Origin of the sequence: Pseudoalteromonas sp. S327 (assembly GCF_005886415.1) — a bacterium.
Taxonomy (GTDB): Bacteria; Pseudomonadota; Gammaproteobacteria; order Enterobacterales; family Alteromonadaceae; genus Pseudoalteromonas; species Pseudoalteromonas atlantica.
On sequence record NZ_PNDP01000030.1, the window covers coordinates 1 to 20,690 of the forward strand.

Below are 20,690 nucleotides of genomic sequence, written 5' to 3' on the forward strand. Positions count from 1 at the left end.
TTCAAACTTTTCTTTTGCCATCTTAAAAAATTCCTAATTAAGAAATTAAAGCCTGACTCACTATTGAGCCAGACAAGCTAAAATCATATAACAGCGCGAGCTGAAATTATTGTATCTGCAACATTTTTAGAGGCTTCAGCGTACTTCAAAAACTCCATAGAGTAAGAAGCACGGCCCTGTGTTGCAGATCGTAAAGCAGTTGCATAACCAAACATTTCAGAAAGAGGAACCTGAGCATTAACTTGCTTAAGTCCACCTATTGCATCTTCCATGCCTTCGATTATGCCGCGACGACGGTTTAAGTCGCCAACTACATCACCCATGTTTGAGTCAGGAGTGATTACTTCAACCTTCATCATTGGCTCTAAAAGTACAGGGTCAGCTTTAAGCGCCCCAGCTTTCATTGCCATTGAACCTGCAATTTTAAATGCCATTTCATTCGAGTCTACATCATGGAATGAACCATCATATAAAGTCGCTTTAACGCCAAGTAATGGGTAGCCTGCCAGTACACCTTGAGACATTTGCTCTTGGATACCTTTGTCTACCGCAGGGATAAATTCTTTTGGAACCGAACCACCTACAGTTTCGTTAACGAACTCATAAATTGGTGCTTCATCATCCGAAATATCCATCGGTTCAAGTTTAACCCAGACGTGACCATATTGACCACGACCACCTGATTGACGTACAAACTTCCCTTCAACTTCAACAGTTGAACGAATAGCTTCTCGGTATGCAACCTGCGGCTTACCAACGTTACATTCAACACTGAATTCACGTTTCATACGGTCGACAATGATATCAAGGTGAAGTTCACCCATACCAGAGATTATAGTCTGGCCTGATTCTTCGTCAGTTTGTACACGAAAAGACGGATCTTCTGCGGCTAGTTTACCTAGTGCAATACCCATCTTATCTTGGTCAGCGATTGTGCGAGGCTCAACCGCAACAGAGATAACTGGCTCTGGGAACTCCATACGCTCTAGCGTAATGATAGAGTTCGGATCACACAGTGTCTCACCTGTTGTTACGTCTTTAAGACCAATAGCTGCCGCAATATCGCCTGCGTGAACTTCTTTGATCTCTTCACGTGAGTTTGAATGCATCTGTACGATACGACCAAATCGCTCACGCTTACTTTTAACTGGGTTATAAACCGCGTCACCCTGTTTAACAGTACCAGAGTAAACACGGAAAAAGGTTAAAGTGCCAACAAACGGGTCTGTTGCAATTTTAAATGCAAGTGCAGCAAACGGCGCTTTATCATCAGCTGGACGTTCTTCCTCAGTTCCATTTTCTAGGATACCTTGGATTTGTTTCACTTGTGTTGGTGCAGGCATGTATTCAACAACGCCATCAAGCACAGCTTGAACGCCTTTGTTTTTAAATGCACTACCACACGTAATGGGAACAATTTCGTTCGCTAATGTGCGTTGACGTAAGGCAGATTTAATCTCTGCTTCACTTAACTCTTCACCTTCTAAGTACTTATCCATTAGTTCTTCAGAGGCTTCAGCTGCACTTTCAACTAAATGAGAGTGCCATTCTTGAGCGAGCTCTTGAAGTTCTGCCGGTATTGCCTCATAAGAGAAAGTCATACCCTGGTCCGCTTCGTTCCAGTTAATGGCTTTCATTTTTATCAGGTCAATAACACCTTTAAAGTCGTCTTCAGCGCCAATTGGCAACTGGATTGGAACAGGCGTTGCTCCAAGACGAGATTTCACCTGGTCAACAACCGTTAAGAAGTCAGCGCCGGTGCGATCCATTTTATTTACGAAGATCATTCTTGGAACTTCGTATTTGTTCGCTTGGCGCCAAACTGTCTCAGTTTGCGGCTGTACACCTGATGAAGCACAAAGAACAACTACCGCACCATCAAGTACGCGTAAAGAACGCTCTACTTCAATAGTGAAATCTACGTGTCCTGGAGTATCAATGATATTGATACGATGGTCGTCAAATTGAGCGTCCATCCCTTTCCAGAAACACGTTGTTGCAGCAGAAGTGATTGTGATACCACGCTCTTGTTCCTGCTCCATCCAATCCATAGTTGCGGCGCCATCATGTACTTCACCGATCTTATGAGAAAGACCTGTGTAGAACAGAACACGTTCTGTTGTGGTGGTTTTGCCTGCATCTACGTGAGCTACTATGCCGATATTACGGTAGCGCTCAAGTGGAGTTGTACGTGCCATATGATCCTCTTAAAGGTTAAGGACAGATTACCAACGGTAATGTGCGAATGCTTTATTCGCTTCAGCCATACGGTGAACGTCTTCACGTTTCTTAACCGCAGTGCCTTTGTTGTCAGCAGCGTCAACGATTTCTTGAGCTAAACGTAAGCCCATAGATTTTTCGCCACGCTTACGTGCAGCGTCTACTAACCAACGCATACCTAATGCGTTGCGACGTACTGGACGTACTTCAACTGGAACTTGATAAGTTGAACCACCAACACGGCGAGATTTAACCTCTACCTGTGGACGGATGTTATCAAGTGCAGATTCAAAGATTTCTAGGTGCGACTTGCCTGATTTCTCAGCAGCCACGTCTAGCGCACCATAAACAATTTTTTCAGCAGTAGATTTCTTGCCGTCTAGCATTACGATGTTAACGAATTTAGCAAGAAGTTCCGATCCGAACTTAGGATCTGGAAGAATTTTACGTTGACCTATTACGCGTCTTCTAGGCATTTTGTATCTCCGGTTTATTCAGGTTTGTCCTTTTGGAACAATCACCCAAAACAATAATTAATAATATTTAGTGCTTGGCCTTACTAACGGAAAACAATTAGCCTTTAGGGCGTTTTGCACCGTATTTAGAACGAGCTTGACGACGGTCGCTAACGCCTGCACAGTCAAGTGCACCACGTACAGTGTGAAAACGCACACCTGGTAAATCTTTAACACGACCACCACGGATTAGGATTACACTGTGCTCTTGAAGGTTATGACCTTCACCACCGATGTATGATGTTACTTCGAAACCGTTAGTTAAACGTACACGAGCTACTTTACGTAACGCTGAGTTTGGTTTCTTAGGTGTAGTTGTATATACGCGAGTACATACACCACGCTTTTGCGGACACGCTTTAAGCGCAGCTGAGTTACTTTTAGTAACCTTGCTACGACGTGGCTTACGCACTAGCTGGTTAATAGTTGCCATTTAAATAGCTCCTGAAATTAAAATTACTACTGAAAAAAATAAAAAAATCCGCCCTTTTTACAAGCTTGTAACATACATGCAAGTAAATGGGTGGCGGAATTTTAATGAGCAAAGTTTAACCTGTCAACCTAAACTCATCGTAAGACAGTAGATAACTGTCTTACGATTTATTAATCTGTTGATTAATAAGAGTTTATTGATTTCCAGATAAATCTGCGTTCAGAGCATCTGTTAGTGCTTGAGTTGCCTCTTCTGCACTTACTGTTTGCTCTTCAACAACTTCACCCTGCTTGCGGCGAGCCATACGGTCTTGGTGATACGCAAAGCCAGTACCGGCTGGGATCAGACGACCCACAATTACGTTTTCTTTCAGACCACGAAGCTCATCGCTCTTACCATTCACTGCGGCATCTGTAAGAACACGTGTTGTTTCTTGGAAAGACGCTGCCGAGATGAAAGATTCGGTTGCTAGTGATGCTTTCGTGATACCCATAAGTTGTATTTCAAACTTCGCTGGGATTTTACCTTGTTTTTCAAGGTCACGATTAGCGATATTAACGCGAGCTACTTCAATTTGCTCACCCGCTAAGAACTCAGTATCACCGCCGTCAAGGATGGTACATTTACGTAGCATCTGACGAATAATTGTTTCAATGTGCTTATCATTGATCTTAACGCCCTGCAAACGGTAAACCTCTTGCACTTCGTTAACAATGTAGTTAGCAACATGAGTCACACCACGTAGGCGTAAGATGTCATGTGGTGATTCAGGACCATCGGCGATAACTTCACCTTTAGACACTTGCTCACCTTCAAACACGTTAAGTTGACGCCACTTAGGAATCATCTCTTCGTAATGATCGCCTTCAGCTGGTGTAATAACTAAACGTTTCTTACCTTTAGTCTCTTTACCGAAGCTAATAGTACCTGTGATTTCAGCTAAGATAGCTGGATCTTTTGGCTTACGTGCTTCAAATAAGTCGGCTACGCGTGGTAGACCACCCGTGATATCACGAGTTTTCGAACCTTCTTGCGGAATACGTGCAAGTACGTCACCTGGGTTTGCTGTAACGCCATCTGTCACTTCAATCGTAGTGAATGAAGGTAGACGTGTTTCTTGCAAGCCGCGCTCTTCACTTTCGATGATAAGCTTAGGCTCTTTCGCATTTACTTTAGCAAGGTCTTTAACAACTACACGGGTTAAGCCGGTTAGTTCATCAGTTTGTGCTTCCGTATTTGAGTCATCAATATCGCTGAACGAGATTTTTGACTTATGCTCAAGAACGATTGGGTGACTATGCGGGTCCCAAGTAGCAACGATGTCGTTACCTTGAACTTCTGCATTGTCTTGTACTGTTAGTACCGCACCGTAAGGTACTTTATAACGCTCTTTTTCACGACCGAAGCTATCAATGATAGTGATTTCAGTTGAACGTGAAGTAATTACAATCTTACCGTCGGTATTAAGTACATACTTAGCGTTATGTAGTTTTAACGTACCGTCAGTTTTAACTTGTACATTGTTTTCAGCTGATGCTCTTGATGCCGCACCACCGATGTGGAATGTACGCATCGTAAGCTGTGTACCCGGCTCACCGATTGATTGTGCCGCGATAACACCTACTGATTCACCCGCGTTGATGATATGACCACGTGCAAGGTCACGACCATAACACTTAGCACATACACCAAAGTCGTTATCACACGTGATAACAGAACGTACGCGAACTTCATCTACTGAGTGCTCTTCTAAAAGGTCACACAGTTTTTCATCAAGCATGATATTACGTTCTACTAATACAGTATCTGTATTAGGGATAACCACAGGCTCAGCTACAACACGACCTAGTACACGTTCGCGAAGTGCTTCTACAACGTCACCACCTTCAATAAGCGGTTTCATTGTTAAGCCATCTTCTGTGCCACAGTCGTCTTCATTGATCACCAAATCTTGTGCAACGTCTACTAGACGACGCGTTAGGTAACCTGAGTTAGCTGTTTTAAGTGCTGTATCGGCAAGACCTTTACGCGCACCGTGCGTTGAGATGAAGTACTGTAGTACGTTTAGACCTTCACGGAAGTTAGCCGTGATTGGCGTCTCGATGATTGAACCATCTGGACGTGCCATTAGACCACGCATACCTGCTAGCTGACGGATCTGAGCGGCACTACCACGAGCACCTGAATCGGCCATCATAAACACTGAGTTAAATGACGGTTGCTCTTCTTCTTCACCTTTGGCATTGATAACCGTGTCTTTAGACAAGTTGGCCATCATTTCACGTGATAAGTTTTCATTTACACGTGACCAGATATCGATAACTTTATTGTACTTTTCACCAGCCGTTACAAGACCTGATTGGAATTGTTGGTTGATTTCAGTTACCTCAGCTTCAGCTGATTCAATGATTGATGCTTTAACTGGTGGGATAACTAAGTCATCGATACCAATTGAAACACCTGACTTCATTGCGTAGTGGAAACCGGTGTACATAACTTGGTCAGCAAACACAACAGTGTCTTTAAGACCTAGACGACGGTAACACTCGTTTAATAAGCCAGAAATCTGCTTTTTACCTAATGCTTGGTTGATTGACTCAAACGGCATACCTTTAGGTAAAATTAGAGACAGAATTGCACGACCAACAGTAGTGTCGATAAGCGTCACAGTGTCTTCAACAACACCTGCTTCGTTAGTGATTGACTGACTAATACGCACTTTAACGCGCGCGTGAAGTTCTGCGTTACCACTACGGTATGCTTTTTCTGCTTCTTTAGGATCTTTAAATACAATGCCTTCGCCTTTCGCATTAATGCGATCGCGCGTCATGTAGTAAAGACCTAATACAACATCCTGTGAAGGAACGATGATTGGCTCACCATTCGCTGGAGATAGAATGTTGTTAGTAGACATCATTAGTGCACGAGCTTCTAACTGAGCTTCAAGCGTTAACGGTACGTGTACCGCCATTTGGTCACCATCGAAGTCGGCGTTGTAAGCCGCACATACTAATGGGTGTAAATGGATTGCTTTACCTTCAATTAGTACAGGTTCGAACGCTTGGATACCTAAACGGTGAAGTGTAGGTGCACGGTTAAGTAATACTGGATGTTCACGAATTACTTCGTCTAGTACATCCCATACTTCCGCTACTTCGCGCTCTACCATTTTCTTAGCAGCTTTGATTGTCGTAGCCATGCCGCGACGCTCTAATTTGCCATAGATGAATGGTTTGAATAGCTCAAGTGCCATCTTCTTAGGAAGACCACATTGGTGAAGCTTAAGTGTAGGACCAACCGTGATTACAGAACGGCCAGAGTAATCTACACGCTTACCAAGTAAGTTCTGACGGAAACGACCTTGCTTACCCTTGATCATATCAGCAAGAGATTTAAGCGGACGCTTGTTAGAACCTGTAATTGCACGACCACGACGACCGTTATCAAGTAGCGCATCTACCGCTTCTTGTAACATACGTTTTTCGTTGCGTACGATAATATCTGGTGCAGCTAAATCTAATAGACGCTTAAGACGGTTATTACGGTTAATAACACGACGGTAAAGGTCGTTTAGATCAGATGTCGCAAAACGACCACCGTCTAGCGGTACTAATGGACGTAAGTCAGGTGGCAATACTGGAAGTACTGTCATGATCATCCACTCAGGGTTATTGCCTGATTGGTGGAACGATTCCATTAACTTAAGACGCTTAGTGATCTTTTTACGCTTCGTTTCAGAGTTAATTGTTGGTAACTCTTCACGCATTTCTGCAATTAATTGGCCAAGATCAAGTTCACGAAGCAAGTCTAATACTGCTTCTGCACCCATCTTAGCTTCAAACTCATCACCGTGCTCTTCAAGTGCATCTAGGTATTCTTCTTCACCTAATAGTTGACCACGCTCAAGCGTTGTCATACCAGGCTCAGTTACTACGAATGATTCGAAGTAAAGAACACGTTCAATATCACGAAGTGTCATATCAAGCATTAAGCCAATACGAGACGGTAATGATTTTAAAAACCATATATGTGCTACTGGGCTCGCAAGATCGATATGACCCATACGATCACGACGCACTTTTGTAAGTGTAACTTCAACGCCACACTTCTCACAGATCACACCACGGTGTTTAAGGCGTTTATATTTACCACATAAACACTCATAATCTTTCACTGGGCCGAAAATACGGGCACAGAATAAGCCATCGCGCTCAGGCTTGAAAGTACGGTAGTTAATAGTCTCAGGTTTCTTTACTTCACCGTATGACCATGAACGAACCATGTCTGGTGAAGCAAGACCAATGCGAATTGCATCGAATTCTTCGGTCTTATTTTGTTGCTTCAGAAACTTAAGTAAGTCTTTCACCTTAGCTCTCCTGTCGGAGTTAATCTTGAGGGCGGATAATCTCGCCCCTACATTCTATTCAGCCGTAACAGATGCTGCAGGGTTAACTGCAGCATCTAATTGGCTTAATTTTCTTCCAACTCGATGTTGATACCCAGTGAGCGGATTTCTTTCAACAATACGTTGAACGATTCTGGCATACCTGGTTCCATTTTATGGTTACCATCAACGATGTTTTTATACATCTTAGTACGACCGTTCACGTCATCCGATTTCACTGTTAGCATTTCTTGTAGAGTGTAAGCAGCACCGTAAGCTTCAAGTGCCCATACTTCCATCTCACCAAAACGCTGGCCACCGAACTGTGCTTTACCACCCAGCGGCTGCTGAGTAACAAGGCTATAAGAACCAGTAGAACGTGCGTGCATCTTATCGTCAACCAAGTGGTTAAGTTTAAGCATGTACATGTAACCAACAGTTACTTGACGTTCAAACTGATCGCCAGTACGGCCATCATAGAGTGTAACCTGACCACTTCTTGGGTATCCACCAAGCTCTAGCATGTCTTTGATTTCGTCTTCTTTAGCGCCATCAAATGCAGGAGTAGCGATTGGTAAACCACCTTTTAAGTTATCAGCTAAACGACGAATTTCATCATCAGAGAAGCTAGCAATATCTACTTCTTGACGAGATTCACCGATTTCGTAAGCTTGCTTGATGAATTCACGTAGCTCATGTAGCTCACGTTGTTCCTTCATCATTTCCTCTAAGCGCTCACCAATACCACGTGCAGCTAGACCCATATGTGTTTCAAGGATCTGACCGATGTTCATTCGTGATGGTACACCTAGTGGATTTAGTACGATATCTACCGTACGACCTTTATCATCGTATGGCATATCTTCTACTGGTACGATAGTCGAGATAACACCTTTGTTACCGTGACGACCCGCCATTTTATCACCCGGTTGGATACGACGTTTAACAGCTAGGTATACTTTAACAATCTTAAGTACGCCTGGTGCTAAGTCATCACCTTGAGTAATTTTACGACGTTTGTTTTCAAACTTCTTATCGTATTCAGCTTTAAGCTCATCGTACTGTGCAGCTAGTTGCTCAAGTTCAGCTTGCTTGTCTTCTTGTGCAAGGCTTTGAGTAAGTAGCTTTTCAGCATTTAGTGACGCTAAGTTGTCTTCATCGAAGCCTGCTGCAGCAAGTAGCTTGCGAGCACGGTCTAATACACCGGCTTCTAGAATACGGAACTCTTCGTTGAAGTCTTTCTTCGCTTCGCGAAGCTGCATGTCTTCAACTTCTAACGCACGCTTATCTTTTTCAACACCATCACGGGTGAAAACTTGTACGTCAATTACAGTACCAGTTACAGAGTTTGGTACACGTAAAGAGCTGTCTTTAACGTCAGACGCTTTTTCGCCGAAGATAGCACGCAGTAGCTTCTCTTCAGGTGTTAATTGCGTCTCGCCTTTCGGAGTCACTTTACCTACTAGGATATCGCCGCCTTTAACTTCAGCACCAATATAAACAACGCCTGATTCATCAAGCTTGCCTAGCGCAGACTCACCCACATTCGGGATATCTGCAGTGATCTCTTCAGGACCTAATTTAGTATCACGGGCAACACACTGTAGTTCTTGAATGTGGATAGTCGTTAGACGATCTTCTTCAACTACGCGCTCTGATAGTAAGATTGAATCCTCGAAGTTATAACCGTTCCATGGCATGAATGCCACGCGAAGGTTTTGACCAAGGGCTAAGTCACCTAAGTCAGTCGAAGGACCATCTGCTAACACGTCACCACGAGTAACCGGTTCGCCAACCATGCACGTTGGTTTTTGGTTAATACATGTATTTTGGTTAGAACGTGTGTATTTAGTAAGGTTGTAAATGTCGATGCCCGCTTCACCAGGAATACGCTCATCGTCATGTACGTTTACAACGATGCGGCTAGCATCGGCGTACATTACTTCACCACCACGTTTAGCAACAATCGTTACACCAGAATCTTTCGCTAGTGTTAACTCAATACCTGTACCTACTAACGGCTTATCCGCTTTCAATGTTGGTACTGCTTGACGTTGCATGTTTGAACCCATCAATGCACGGTTAGCATCATCGTGTTCTAGGAACGGGATAAGTGCTGCCGCTACAGAGATCACCTGTTGTGGTGATACATCCATATATTGCTGGTCCATGCGACCCATAAAGGTAGATTCACCTTTGTGACGACACGGAATAAGTTCATCAACAAACTCATTGGTTTCAGTTAAGTTTGAGTTCGCCTGTGCGATAACAAACTGACCTTCTTCAATGGCTGATAAATAATCAACTTCATCAGTTACTACACCATCTACCACTTTACGGTAAGGTGTTTCTAAGAAACCGTAATCATTTGTACGTGCGTACGTAGATAACGAGTTAATTAGACCGATGTTTGGACCCTCAGGAGTCTCGATTGGACATACGCGACCATAGTGAGTTACGTGAACGTCACGTACTTCAAAGCCAGCGCGCTCACGTGTTAGACCGCCCGGGCCTAATGCAGAAATACGACGCTTATGCGTTACTTCTGATAGCGGGTTATTTTGGTCCATAAACTGTGATAACTGAGACGAGCCGAAGAACTCTTTAACCGCTGCCGAAATAGGCTTAGCGTTAATAAGATCTTGTGGCATTATCGCGTCAAGGTCACCTAAGCTTAAACGCTCACGTACAGCACGTTCTACACGTACTAGACCAACACGGAATTGGTTCTCAGCCATTTCGCCAACACTACGTATACGACGGTTGCCTAAGTGGTCAATATCATCAACATCGCCTTGACCGTTACGAATAGCAATTAATACTTTCATAACAGACACGATGTCTTCTTTGCTTAATGTGCCAGGGCCTGTGTCTGTATCGTAACCAACACGGCTATTGAACTTCATACGACCTACAGTAGATAAGTCATAACGTTCTTCAGAGAAGAATAAGTTCTCGAATAAGGCTTCAGCCGCGTCTTTCGTCGGTGGCTCGCCTGGGCGCATCATGCGGTAAATTTCTACTAATGCTTCTAAACGGTTGCTAGACGAGTCAATATTTAATGTATTTGACATGTAAGCGCCGCTGTCCACTTCATTGATGTATAACGTCTCAATTTTAGTGTGACCTGCTTTAACCAATTCAGCCATCAACTCTAGTGATAGCTCGTCATTAGCGTTTGCAATAACTTCACCTGTTGACTCATCAACATAGTTTTTAGCTACAATACGGCCAATGATGTACTCATGTGGTACTTCTAATTGATTAATGCCTTTTTTCTCGATGCTCTTGATGTGGCGAGCCGTAATACGACGACCGCTTTCAACAAGTACTTCACCGTCTTCGCCTTTGATATCAAAAGCGGCAGTTTCACCACGTAAACGTGAAGGCACAAGTTCCATAAGAACTTTACCGTCAGTTACTTCAAACGCGGTAGTATCGAAGAACATATCTAAGATTTCTTCGCTAGAGTACTCAAGTGCACGTAAAATAATAGACGCCGGTAATTTACGACGACGGTCTATACGTACATATAAGTTATCTTTTGCATCAAATTCGAAGTCTAACCATGAACCACGGTAAGGTATAACGCGTGCGTTATATAATACTTTACCCGATGAATGGGTTTTACCGCGGTCGTTATCAAAGAATACACCAGGGCTACGGTGTAGCTGAGAAACGATAACACGCTCTGTACCATTGATTACAAAAGTACCGGTATCAGTCATGAGCGGAATTTCGCCCATGTAAACTTCTTGCTCTTTAATGTCTTTAACTGTGCCTGGAGCTTCTTTGTCCATAACTACAAGACGCAGTTTCACGCGAAGTGGAGCAGAATAAGTCACACCGCGAATTTGACATTCTTTTACATCGAATACTGGCTCACCAATACGATAACTTACGTATTGAAGCTCAGAATTTCCCGAGTAGCTTTTAATAGGGAACACAGAACGGAAGGCTGCTTCCAAACCATGATCGCCATCAGCGTCTGGGACTAAGAATTTTTTAAACGATTCTAACTGTGTCGACAGTAAGAAAGGTATATCCAAAACTTGTGGACGTTTACCAAAATCCTTACGGATACGTTTCTTTTCAGAATAAGAGTAAGCCATGGGGTTCCTCAGCTTGCTGATCTTTGACCCGACCTGTTCTTGTAAGAACAGACTTAACTGGCATCTATGCCAAGATTTACAACATTTAATTGTTGTTCTAATTAACTCCGCCTTAGCAACACTAGCAAACTATAAAGCGTTGAAAGTAAAGAGAAAATCAGATTTTATTTGAGCTACAGGAATACATAACTCTATAGCGCAAAAAGGCCGGTGATTAAATAATCACCAGCCCTTGCCTGATTACTCAGGCAGCGAACCTAGCGTGAGCTAGATTACTTAACCTCAACTTCAGCACCAGCTTCAGTAAGGTCTTTTTGAAGTGCTTCAGCTTCTTCTTTAGATACACCTTCTTTGATAGGTGCAGGAGCAGCTTCAACAAGAGCTTTCGCTTCTTTAAGGCCTAGGCCTGTTGCGCTACGTACAGCTTTGATTGCCGCAACCTTGTTAGCGCCAGCGCCAGTAAGGATTACGTCAAATTCAGTTTTCTCTTCAGCAGCTTCAGCAGCAGGACCTGCTACCATAGCAGCTGCAGCAGTTACGCCGAATTTTTCTTCCATTGCTTCAACAAGAGCAACAACGTCCATTACTGACATTTCAGCAATTGCGTCAAGGATTTGGTCTTTAGTTACAGACATTACAAATTTCCTAATAATTAACGGACTCTAGGTCCAAATAAATTTACACCGAAAGAGAGGTTAAACAGCTTAAAATTAAGCAGCTTGCTCTTCTTTCTGTACACGTACTGCTTCAATTGTTTTACACAATTTGCCAGCAGACGCTTCTTTCATAGCGCTCATTAAGCGTGCAACAGCTTCATCGTATGTAGGTAATGTAGCAAGCATTGCTGCATCTACAACATTTCCTTCAAAAGCGGCCGTTTTAACTTCGAATTTCTCATTCTTTTTCGCGAAATCTGCGAAGATACGCGCAGCAGCACCAGGGTGCTCTGATGAGAAAGCGATTAAGCTTGGACCAACTAACGAATCAGATAGACATTCAAATTCAGTACCTTCAACAGCACGTTTTGCTAGAGTGTTACGAACAACTTTCATCCATACACCAGCTTCACGAGCTTCTTTACGAAGGGCTGTAATTGCGCCTACTGCTACACCACGAGAATCTGCAACAACTGCAGAAAGAGCACCATTGGCTGCTTCGTTGACTTCAGCAACAATTGCTTTTTTGCCTTGAAGATTTAAAGCCATGGGTGTTACTCCTGGTTTAATGGGTCACCGACACTCGGCTTCCCTGTTTTACTCTTCCCTATCAACAAACTTGATAGAGATGCTTTTTACGGCGAGAGCCAGAAGAGATTAGGAAAAATCTATCTGGGGATTCACACCGTCTACGTAGGTAATATTAAGGCCGAAGCCACCTACGGTCTTGGACGGAAGCCCAATTTATCGCATCACTCAAGAGCTTAGCGAAATTATGGACTTCAACCCGAATTCTTTACTTGTTAAATAATAAATTATTCAACAAAATGGCGCAAAATTATAGTACAAATTTCACGCCATGTAAACACCTATTAAGCTACAGAAGTGCTTAAAGTGTTTTGGTCAACAGCAACACCTGCGCCCATTGTTGTAGAGATGGTTACTTTCTTAACGTAAACACCTTTAGCTTGAGAAGGTTTAGCCTTCTTAAGCGCAACGATTAGAGCTTCAAGGTTTTGTTGAAGTTGCTCAGCAGTGAAATCAACCTTACCGATAGTAGTATGGATGATACCATTTTTGTCATTACGGTAACGTACTTGACCTGCTTTCGCATTTTTAACTGCTTCTGCAACGTTAGGCGTTACAGTACCAGTTTTAGGGTTTGGCATTAGACCACGTGGACCTAAGATTTGACCTAGTTGACCAACAACACGCATAGCGTCTGGTGATGCAACAACAACGTCAAAATCCATCTCGCCTTTCTTAACTAGTTCAGCAAGATCTTCCATGCCTACTAATTCAGCACCGGCTTCTTTTGCAGCTTCTGCATTAGCGCCTTGAGTGAATACAGCAACACGAACATCACGGCCAGTACCGTTAGGTAGTACAGTTGCACCACGAACGTTCTGGTCAGATTTACGAGCGTCAATACCAAGGTTAACAGCAACGTCAACACTTTCTACGAATTTAGCTGTCGCTAACTCTTTTAAAAGAGCAACTGCTTCATTGATTTCGTAATCTTTAGTTACTTCCACTTTTTCGCGGATAGTACGCATACGTTTAGTTAATTTAGCCATTTCTTAGTCCTCTACGTTCAAGCCCATCGCACGCGCAGAACCTGCGATAGTGCGAACCGCAGCGTCCATATCAGCCGCTGTAAGGTCAGCTCGTTTTGTCTCAACGATCTCTTCAAGTTGAGCACGAGTTACTGTGCCTACTTTTTCAGTGTTAGGACGGCCTGAGCCTGATTTGATACCAGCAGCTTTCTTAAGTAAGTAAGCAGCAGGTGGCGTTTTCATATCGAACGTAAATGAACGGTCACCGTAAACAGAGATCACTACAGGAACTGGAGCGCCTTTTTCGATAGACTCTGTACGCGCGTTAAACGCTTTACAGAATTCCATGATGTTTACACCGTGTTGACCTAGTGCAGGACCTACTGGAGGACTAGGATTAGCCATACCAGCGGCAACTTGTAGCTTGATTAAAGCTTCAACTTTTTTAGCCATTATAAATACCTCATTTGGTGGGTCTTAGCCTTGTGCGCGCGAGGACGCGTACTCTAACGGCTTCCCAGTTTAAAAATTGGTTTCGTACTTTTTGCGAGCAAAAATAAATTTTTGCCTTAATACAAAAAGGCCGCTGATTATAAGTTAATCAGCGGCCTTTTTCAAGCTTCGTGCCAAAATTTTAGTAAATAATGGCGAAGCTTTTTTAATCAATTACTTATCTTGTTCAACTTGACCAAATTCAAGTTCAACCGGTGTAGAACGACCAAAAATAAGTACCGACACTTTCACGCGGCTCTTTTCGTAGTCAACTTCTTCAACAACACCGCTAAAGTCAGCAAATGGACCATCAGTAACACGCACAACTTCACCTGGCTCAAATAATGTAGCTGGTTTAGGTGCTTCAGCGTTTTCTTGAAGACGGTTAAGAATGCGTTCTGCTTCTTTAGAACTAATAGGCGCTGGGCGGTCAGAAGTACCACCAATAAAGCCCATTACACGTTCAGTGCTGTTCACTAAGTGCCAGCTTGCATCGTTCATATCCATTTGTACTAGTACGTAACCTGGGAAGAATTTACGCTCAGATTTACGCTTTTGACCGGCGCGCATCTCAACAACTTCTTCTGTTGGTACTAATATCTCACCAAAGCTCTCTTCAAGACCTTCAATTTTAATGTGCTCTGATAACGTTTGCGCTACACGCTTTTCGTAACCAGAGAATGCTTGTACAACGTACCAGCGTAATTTAATTTCTTTGTTCTCATCCGACATGGGATCAGATCTCCAATCCAGTTAAAAAGCCTACAGCGCGGAATAAAATGCCATCTAATCCCCAAAGGATAAGCGCCATAATCACTGTTGCAACCATTACGATTAATGTCGTGTGGGTAGTTTCTTGACGCGTTGGCCAAACAACTTTACGTACTTCAATGCGTGCTTCTTTAGCAAATGCTAAAAAGTCACGGCCTTTAGCGGTTTGCGAGGCAATACCTAAACCTGCTGCTATAGCAACCACAACGCCAATTGCACGTAGTAATACAGACTGATCTGCAAACATGTGATTACCAACAACTGCGCCTGCAAGTAGCGCGATTGCTACTAACCACTTTACCGACTCCATCGCACTTGATGGTGTTTCTACATTCGTGCTCATAATATTATTACCTTAACTACAGACACAACAACCCTACACAACGGCAGGGTTAATCCATTAAAATCTAAACTTAAAAACAGACTTATTTAAACCGATTTTTAACCCCAGACTTACTCAACTTATGAGTAAAAATGGCAGGGGCGGAGAGATTCGAACTCCCAACCGTCGGTTTTGGAGACCGCTGTTCTACCAATTGGAACTACGCCCCTGCAAAGTGGATGCCTATTATACTTACGCAAATCATTAACACAAGCCTAAAAGATACCCACATAGGAAAATCTAATTAATTAATTCCATTATTGTTTCGCCTGCCAATCATTTACTCTCTTATATAAAGGCGTAGTGCTTAATTTAATGGTTATTTTTCTAATACTTTATATACATCACTTAGTAAGCTTGATGCGCCAAACCTAAATGTAGCGGCTTGTAAGTAGTCATCGCCCATAATTGAGCGTGTCAGTGCTAAATACTCCTTTGCATCAATAACAGTTTTAACTCCGCCTGCGGCTTTAAAACCAACAACCTTACCCGATTGTTTAATAGCGCTGAGCATCACGTTTGTTGCGTCAAGCGTTGCATTTATTGCCACTTTACCTGTGCTGGTTTTTACAAAATCAGCCCCGCCTTGAATAGCCAAGTTTGTAGCTTTAGTGATTAGCTCTGCAGTTTTAAGTTCGCCACTTTCTATAATTACTTTTAATTGCGCTTTTGTACCACAGGCTTTTTTGCTTTGAGTTACATACTCAAGCACTTTGCTGTGCTCGCCAGCAATAAGTGCTTTATACGGGATCACTAAATCTATTTCATCCGCGCCGCGCTCAATTGCTAGCAGTGTTTCGTTTATCACATCGCTCAGTGGCGCATCACCACTAGGAAAATTTGTAACCGTTGCTACTTTTACATGGTTAAGCTCACGCGCAGCCAGTGCTATTTTTGCATCATCTACAAAATCACTGTAAACGCATACTGCAGCAGGCGTGCCCAATTTAGGGTTAATACTATTTACAAGCTGCTGAATATCACTGGCCGTGTCTGAGGTGTTTAGGCTTGTTAAATCCATAAGCGATACAGCTAAGTGTGCATCGTTGTGTTGTTCAGTCATACGTAATCCCTTTAAGTAGGCGATAAATTAGGTTTAGCGCCATAGTAACAAATTAACGTAATCTCGCTATAGCTCATAACCAAACACTATAAGCACATTATTTTGCGTGTAATGCGCGTTAATCCCCTATAGATTAAGGCTTAAACCTAAAACAACCACCCATTATAACTTTTGGTTATATAAACTTGGTTTTAATTATTTTTTACTTACTAGTGCGCGCTATATTCTGCCCCCTGCTCAATAGCGTTTTATTTTAGATTTTACTTAGAGGTGTTAACCACGTGCAGTATTTACCTATCTTTACCAAACTCGACAACAAACCTGTGCTGGTTGTTGGCGGTGGAGAGGTCGCATTACGCAAATGTCGCGCGTTTTTAAAAGCCCGCGCAAATGTAACCTTAGTGGCACCTTGGTTTTGTGATGAATTAAAAGAACATGCACAAAACAATGAAGTAACGCTTATTGATGCCTATTTTGATGAGTCGCACCTTGATGGCAAAATGCTGGTTATAGCAGCCACAGACTTAGACGAAGTAAACAACAATGTATTTGAGCTAGCTAACGCACGCAATGTATTTGTAAATGTGGTTGATGACCAACCTAAATGTACGTTTATATTCCCATCAATTGTAGACCGTGACCCAATAACCATTGCTATTTCAAGTGCAGGCACCGCGCCAGTACTTGCTCGGCGACTACGTGAAAAGCTTGAAACGTTAATCCCACAACACATTGGCCCACTGGCTACTTTAGTTGGCAGTTTTAGAGACAAAGTAAAACAGCGCTTTAAGCACTTTGCCGATCGTCGCCAATTTTGGGAAGGCGTGTTTGATTCATCAGTCGTAAGCAAAGTGCAAACAGGTAATACCGATGCAGCACAAGCACAACTAGATCAAATGCTTGATGCCAAAGCCGAGCCAGAAGGCGAAGTGTATGTAGTGGGTGCAGGCCCAGGCGACCCTGAGCTTTTAACACTTAAAGCATTGCAGTTAATGCAGCAAGCCGATGTCGTTGTATACGACTATTTAGTGTCTGATGAAATTATGGAATTAGTACGCCGTGATGCCGATTTAGTTTGCGTAGGCAAGCGTATGGGCAATCACAGTGTAGCGCAAGAAGATACCAACCAAATGCTGGTTGATTTTGCCAAGCAAGGCAAAAAAGTATGTCGCATTAAAGGCGGCGACCCATTTATTTACGGACGTGGTGGCGAAGAAGTACAAGTACTGGCTGCCAATAATGTTAATTATCAAATAGTACCGGGTATAACTGCCGCCGCTGGTTGTAGCGCGTATGCGGGTATTCCGCTTACTCACCGCGACCACGCACAAGCCATCCAGTTTGTAACAGGGCATTGTAAAAAAGATGGCCAGGAGCTCGATTGGCAATCGCTTGCTAAAGCGCATCAAACTTTAGCTATTTATATGGGCGTTATTAAATCGCCACATATACAGGCTCAGCTTTTAAAACATGGCCGCAGCGCTAATACGCCAGTTGCCATAATCGAAAACGGCACGCGTAAAAACCAGCGTGTTGTTACGGGGCAATTAGGTGAGCTTGCAGATTTAATAGAGCGCAACAGTGTGGTATCGCCAGCATTACTTATTATTGGCGAAGTAGCCGCCCTGCACTCGCAGCTTGCATGGTTTGGCCAAAACGAGCAAACCAGTAGCTTTGCTCAGCCGCTGACCGGCGTATCAAATACATAATTATATTTTACTTAATCACTTTTAATCATTTTAGTAGGACGACTAACAATGGCTTTAACTCACCTTCAGCAACTTGAAGCTGAAAGTATCAAAATCATGCGCGAAGTCGCCGCTGAGTTTGAGAACCCAGTAATGCTTTACTCAATTGGTAAAGATTCATCGGTACTTTTGCACTTAGCGCGTAAAGCATTTTACCCTGCAAAAATTCCGTTTCCGTTATTACACGTAGACACCAACTGGAAGTTTCGTGAAATGATTGAGTTTCGCGATCGCCTTGCAAAAGAATACGGTTTTGACCTGCTGGTACACAAAAACCCAGAAGGCATGGCAATGGGTATTAGCCCGTTTGAGCATGGCTCGGGTAAACATACCGACATAATGAAAACCCAAGGCTTAAAGCAAGCGCTAGATAAATACGGCTTTGATGCTGCATTTGGTGGTGCACGCCGCGATGAAGAAAAGTCTCGCGCTAAAGAGCGTGTTTACTCGTTCCGCGATAAACACCACCGCTGGGACCCTAAAAACCAACGTCCGGAGCTTTGGAATACTTACAACAGCCAAGTTAACCCAGGTGAGAGCATTCGTGTATTCCCACTGTCTAACTGGACTGAGCTTGATATTTGGCAATACATTTACCAAGAAAACATTGAAATGGTTCCGCTTTATTTAGCGAAAGAGCGCCCAGTAGTAGAGCGCGACGGCACCTTAATTATGGTCGACGATGAGCGCATGCCACTTGCTGAGGGCGAAGTACCACAAATGAAGTCGGTACGTTTTCGTACTTTAGGCTGCTACCCACTTACCGGGGCAGTTGAATCTACAGCCAGTAACCTAACAGAAATTATTGAAGAAATGCTGCTATCTACGTCATCTGAACGTGAAGGCCGTGTAATAGATCACGACTCAGCAGGCTCAATGGAGAAGAAAAAACGTGAGGGGTATTTCTAATGTCTACCAATACTAACGACACCATTAACGAAGTAAAAGAGATTGGCATAGACGCCTACCTAGCACGCCAACAAGATAAAAGCTTATTGCGTATGCTTACCTGTGGCAGCGTAGATGACGGTAAATCAACACTGATTGGCCGCCTACTGCACGACAGCCACCAAATTTATGAAGATCAGCTAGCAGCTCTTCATAAAGATAACGAAAAAGTAGGTAACGCAGGCGAAGAGCTAGACTTAGCGCTACTAGTAGATGGCCTACAAGCTGAGCGCGAGCAAGGTATTACTATTGACGTAGCGTACCGTTATTTTTCAACGGCTAAGCGTAAATTTATTATTGCCGACACCCCAGGGCACGAGCAATACACACGCAACATGGTAACAGGCGCATCAACAAGCGATGTAGCCATTATTTTGGTTGATGCCCGCTACGGTGTGCAAGTACAAACTAAGCGTCATAGCTTTATTTGTGACTCACTAGGTATTAAACAGTTTGTGGTCGCGATTAATAAAATGGATATCGTTGATTTTGACGAAACCGTTTATGAAAAAATTAAAGCCGATTACCTTAAATTTGCTGAGCAACTTAACGTATCAAACATTAAGTTTGTGCCTATGTCGGCGCTTAAAGGCGACAACGTAGTAACCCGCTCTGCTCATACGCCTTATTACACCGACAAGCCATTGCTTGAGCTTTTAGAAGACTCACCAGCGGCCGAAACCGATACCGGCTTTGAAGCACGCTTGCCTGTGCAATATGTAGTGCGCCCTAACTTAAACTTCCGTGGTTTTCAGGGCACATTGGCATCAGGTAAATTACAAGTTGGCGATGCAATAAAAGTATTACCGTCGGGTAAAACATCAAGTATTAAAGAAATTGTGACCTTTAATGGCAACCTAGATCACGCAGAGGCCGGCCAAGCAATTACCGTTACCCTCAATAGCGAAATTGATATTAGCCGCGGCGATGTCATTGTGCCGCAAAGCTCAAGTGCAACGGTTACTAATCTTATAAAAGCTAAACTTGTGTGGATGCACGAAGAACCGCTGGTACTAGGTAAAAGCTACAACATTAAACTAGGTAGCAAAAATACATCAGCCGTGGTTAAAAAGATTGACCACACTATTGATGTAAACACCCTAGAGCACGGCACAGCCGATTCACTTCAGCTAAACGAAATTGCCATTGTCACGCTTGAACTAAGCGAAACAATATTAGCTGACGAGTATCACAACAACCACGAAACTGGCTCATTTATCCTTATCGACCGTTTATCTAACTTAACGGTTGCCGCAGGTATGATTGAGCAAGTACTAAAAAGCGAAAAACAAAACAGCGATTTCAGCGACTTTGAAATTGAGTTTAATAGCTTAGTACGCAAGCACTTCCCACATTGGCAAGCGCTTGATATTTCAAAACTGTAAGTATAAAAATGTCTGTTAGGAATAT

Annotated in this window: 15 protein-coding genes and 1 tRNA gene; 3 read left to right on the forward strand and 13 right to left on the reverse strand. The window is 43.1% G+C overall.

Annotation, left to right across the window (positions count from 1 at the left end; all coding sequences use genetic code 11):
• Window positions 1–83 precede the first annotated feature (83 nt).
• The 13 genes from fusA to deoC all read right to left on the reverse strand — a co-directional run bounded on the left by fusA (window position 84) and on the right by deoC (window position 16,584).
• Window positions 84–2,198, reverse strand: a complete 2,115-nt coding sequence (fusA, locus tag CWB60_RS09085; RefSeq protein WP_054983403.1) for an elongation factor G — start codon at window positions 2,196–2,198, stop codon at window positions 84–86.
• A 27-nt stretch (window positions 2,199–2,225) separates the two neighbouring features.
• The gene (gene rpsG / locus CWB60_RS09090) at window positions 2,226–2,696 is read right to left on the reverse strand and encodes a 30S ribosomal protein S7 (protein ID WP_004588211.1); all 471 of its coding nucleotides are present in this window, start codon (window positions 2,694–2,696) and stop codon (window positions 2,226–2,228) included.
• Window positions 2,697–2,793: 97 nt separating this feature from the next.
• A complete protein-coding gene (gene rpsL / locus CWB60_RS09095) occupies window positions 2,794–3,168 on the reverse strand; it encodes a 30S ribosomal protein S12 (RefSeq protein ID WP_002958885.1) in 375 nt (124 codons plus the stop codon).
• Window positions 3,169–3,361: 193 nt separating this feature from the next.
• Window positions 3,362–7,534, reverse strand: a complete 4,173-nt coding sequence (gene rpoC, locus CWB60_RS09100; RefSeq protein WP_004588210.1) for a DNA-directed RNA polymerase subunit beta' — start codon at window positions 7,532–7,534, stop codon at window positions 3,362–3,364.
• 104 nt (window positions 7,535–7,638) lie between these two features.
• A complete protein-coding gene (gene rpoB, locus CWB60_RS09105) occupies window positions 7,639–11,664 on the reverse strand; it encodes a DNA-directed RNA polymerase subunit beta (protein ID WP_004588209.1) in 4,026 nt (1,341 codons plus the stop codon).
• A gap of 272 nt (window positions 11,665–11,936) precedes the next feature.
• Window positions 11,937–12,299 carry a 50S ribosomal protein L7/L12 gene (gene rplL, locus CWB60_RS09110; RefSeq protein WP_004588208.1) on the reverse strand — a complete coding sequence of 121 codons (363 nt, stop codon included), beginning with the start codon at window positions 12,297–12,299 and terminating at the stop codon, window positions 11,937–11,939.
• A 75-nt stretch (window positions 12,300–12,374) separates the two neighbouring features.
• Window positions 12,375–12,869, reverse strand: coding sequence for a 50S ribosomal protein L10 (gene rplJ / locus CWB60_RS09115; RefSeq protein ID WP_024032046.1), 495 nt, complete (start codon window positions 12,867–12,869; stop codon window positions 12,375–12,377).
• Between the two features lie 323 nt (window positions 12,870–13,192).
• Complete coding sequence (gene rplA / locus CWB60_RS09120) at window positions 13,193–13,897, reverse strand: 50S ribosomal protein L1 (protein ID WP_004588206.1); 705 nt, start codon at window positions 13,895–13,897, stop codon at window positions 13,193–13,195.
• 3 nt (window positions 13,898–13,900) lie between these two features.
• On the reverse strand, window positions 13,901–14,329 hold the full coding sequence (gene rplK / locus CWB60_RS09125; protein WP_004588205.1) for a 50S ribosomal protein L11: 429 nt from the start codon (window positions 14,327–14,329) through the stop codon (window positions 13,901–13,903).
• Between the two features lie 213 nt (window positions 14,330–14,542).
• Complete coding sequence (nusG, locus tag CWB60_RS09130; protein WP_024032045.1) at window positions 14,543–15,100, reverse strand: transcription termination/antitermination protein NusG; 558 nt, start codon at window positions 15,098–15,100, stop codon at window positions 14,543–14,545.
• Window positions 15,101–15,104: 4 nt separating this feature from the next.
• A complete protein-coding gene (gene secE, locus CWB60_RS09135) occupies window positions 15,105–15,482 on the reverse strand; it encodes a preprotein translocase subunit SecE (RefSeq protein WP_004588203.1) in 378 nt (125 codons plus the stop codon).
• A 132-nt stretch (window positions 15,483–15,614) separates the two neighbouring features.
• A tRNA-Trp gene (locus tag CWB60_RS09140) sits at window positions 15,615–15,691 on the reverse strand.
• 149 nt (window positions 15,692–15,840) lie between these two features.
• Window positions 15,841–16,584: a deoxyribose-phosphate aldolase gene (gene deoC, locus CWB60_RS09145; RefSeq protein ID WP_138578019.1), complete on the reverse strand. Its 744-nt coding sequence runs from the start codon at window positions 16,582–16,584 to the stop codon at window positions 15,841–15,843.
• A gap of 281 nt (window positions 16,585–16,865) precedes the next feature.
• Here deoC and cysG point away from each other — a divergent pair, with 281 nt between their 5' ends.
• The 3 genes from cysG to cysN are packed head-to-tail and all read left to right on the forward strand — an operon-like array spanning window position 16,866 to window position 20,665.
• A complete protein-coding gene (gene cysG, locus CWB60_RS09150; RefSeq protein ID WP_055255188.1) occupies window positions 16,866–18,293 on the forward strand; it encodes a siroheme synthase CysG in 1,428 nt (475 codons plus the stop codon).
• A gap of 48 nt (window positions 18,294–18,341) precedes the next feature.
• Window positions 18,342–19,241: a sulfate adenylyltransferase subunit CysD gene (gene cysD, locus CWB60_RS09155; protein ID WP_004588199.1), complete on the forward strand. Its 900-nt coding sequence runs from the start codon at window positions 18,342–18,344 to the stop codon at window positions 19,239–19,241.
• Window positions 19,241–20,665: a sulfate adenylyltransferase subunit CysN gene (gene cysN / locus CWB60_RS09160; RefSeq protein WP_138578021.1), complete on the forward strand. Its 1,425-nt coding sequence runs from the start codon at window positions 19,241–19,243 to the stop codon at window positions 20,663–20,665. The genes cysD and cysN overlap by 1 nt, the downstream gene beginning before the upstream one ends.
• The last annotated feature ends 25 nt before the right edge of the window (window positions 20,666–20,690 follow it).

Bases quoted from the DNA above. Each gene is read 5' to 3' on its own strand.
- cysN (WP_138578021.1), top strand. From the start codon at position 19,241: ATGTCTACCAATACTAACGACACCATTAACGAAGTAAAAGAGATTGGC.
- rpoB (WP_004588209.1), bottom strand. From the start codon at position 11,664: ATGGCTTACTCTTATTCTGAAAAGAAACGTATCCGTAAGGATTTTGGT.
- fusA (WP_054983403.1), bottom strand. From the start codon at position 2,198: ATGGCACGTACAACTCCACTTGAGCGCTACCGTAATATCGGCATAGTA.
- rplL (WP_004588208.1), bottom strand. From the start codon at position 12,299: ATGTCTGTAACTAAAGACCAAATCCTTGACGCAATTGCTGAAATGTCA.
- rplK (WP_004588205.1), bottom strand. From the start codon at position 14,329: ATGGCTAAAAAAGTTGAAGCTTTAATCAAGCTACAAGTTGCCGCTGGT.
- secE (WP_004588203.1), bottom strand. From the start codon at position 15,482: ATGAGCACGAATGTAGAAACACCATCAAGTGCGATGGAGTCGGTAAAG.
- deoC (WP_138578019.1), bottom strand. From the start codon at position 16,584: ATGACTGAACAACACAACGATGCACACTTAGCTGTATCGCTTATGGAT.
- rplA (WP_004588206.1), bottom strand. From the start codon at position 13,897: ATGGCTAAATTAACTAAACGTATGCGTACTATCCGCGAAAAAGTGGAA.
- rpsG (WP_004588211.1), bottom strand. From the start codon at position 2,696: ATGCCTAGAAGACGCGTAATAGGTCAACGTAAAATTCTTCCAGATCCT.
- cysD (WP_004588199.1), top strand. From the start codon at position 18,342: ATGGCTTTAACTCACCTTCAGCAACTTGAAGCTGAAAGTATCAAAATC.
- nusG (WP_024032045.1), bottom strand. From the start codon at position 15,100: ATGTCGGATGAGAACAAAGAAATTAAATTACGCTGGTACGTTGTACAA.
- rpsL (WP_002958885.1), bottom strand. From the start codon at position 3,168: ATGGCAACTATTAACCAGCTAGTGCGTAAGCCACGTCGTAGCAAGGTT.
- rplJ (WP_024032046.1), bottom strand. From the start codon at position 12,869: ATGGCTTTAAATCTTCAAGGCAAAAAAGCAATTGTTGCTGAAGTCAAC.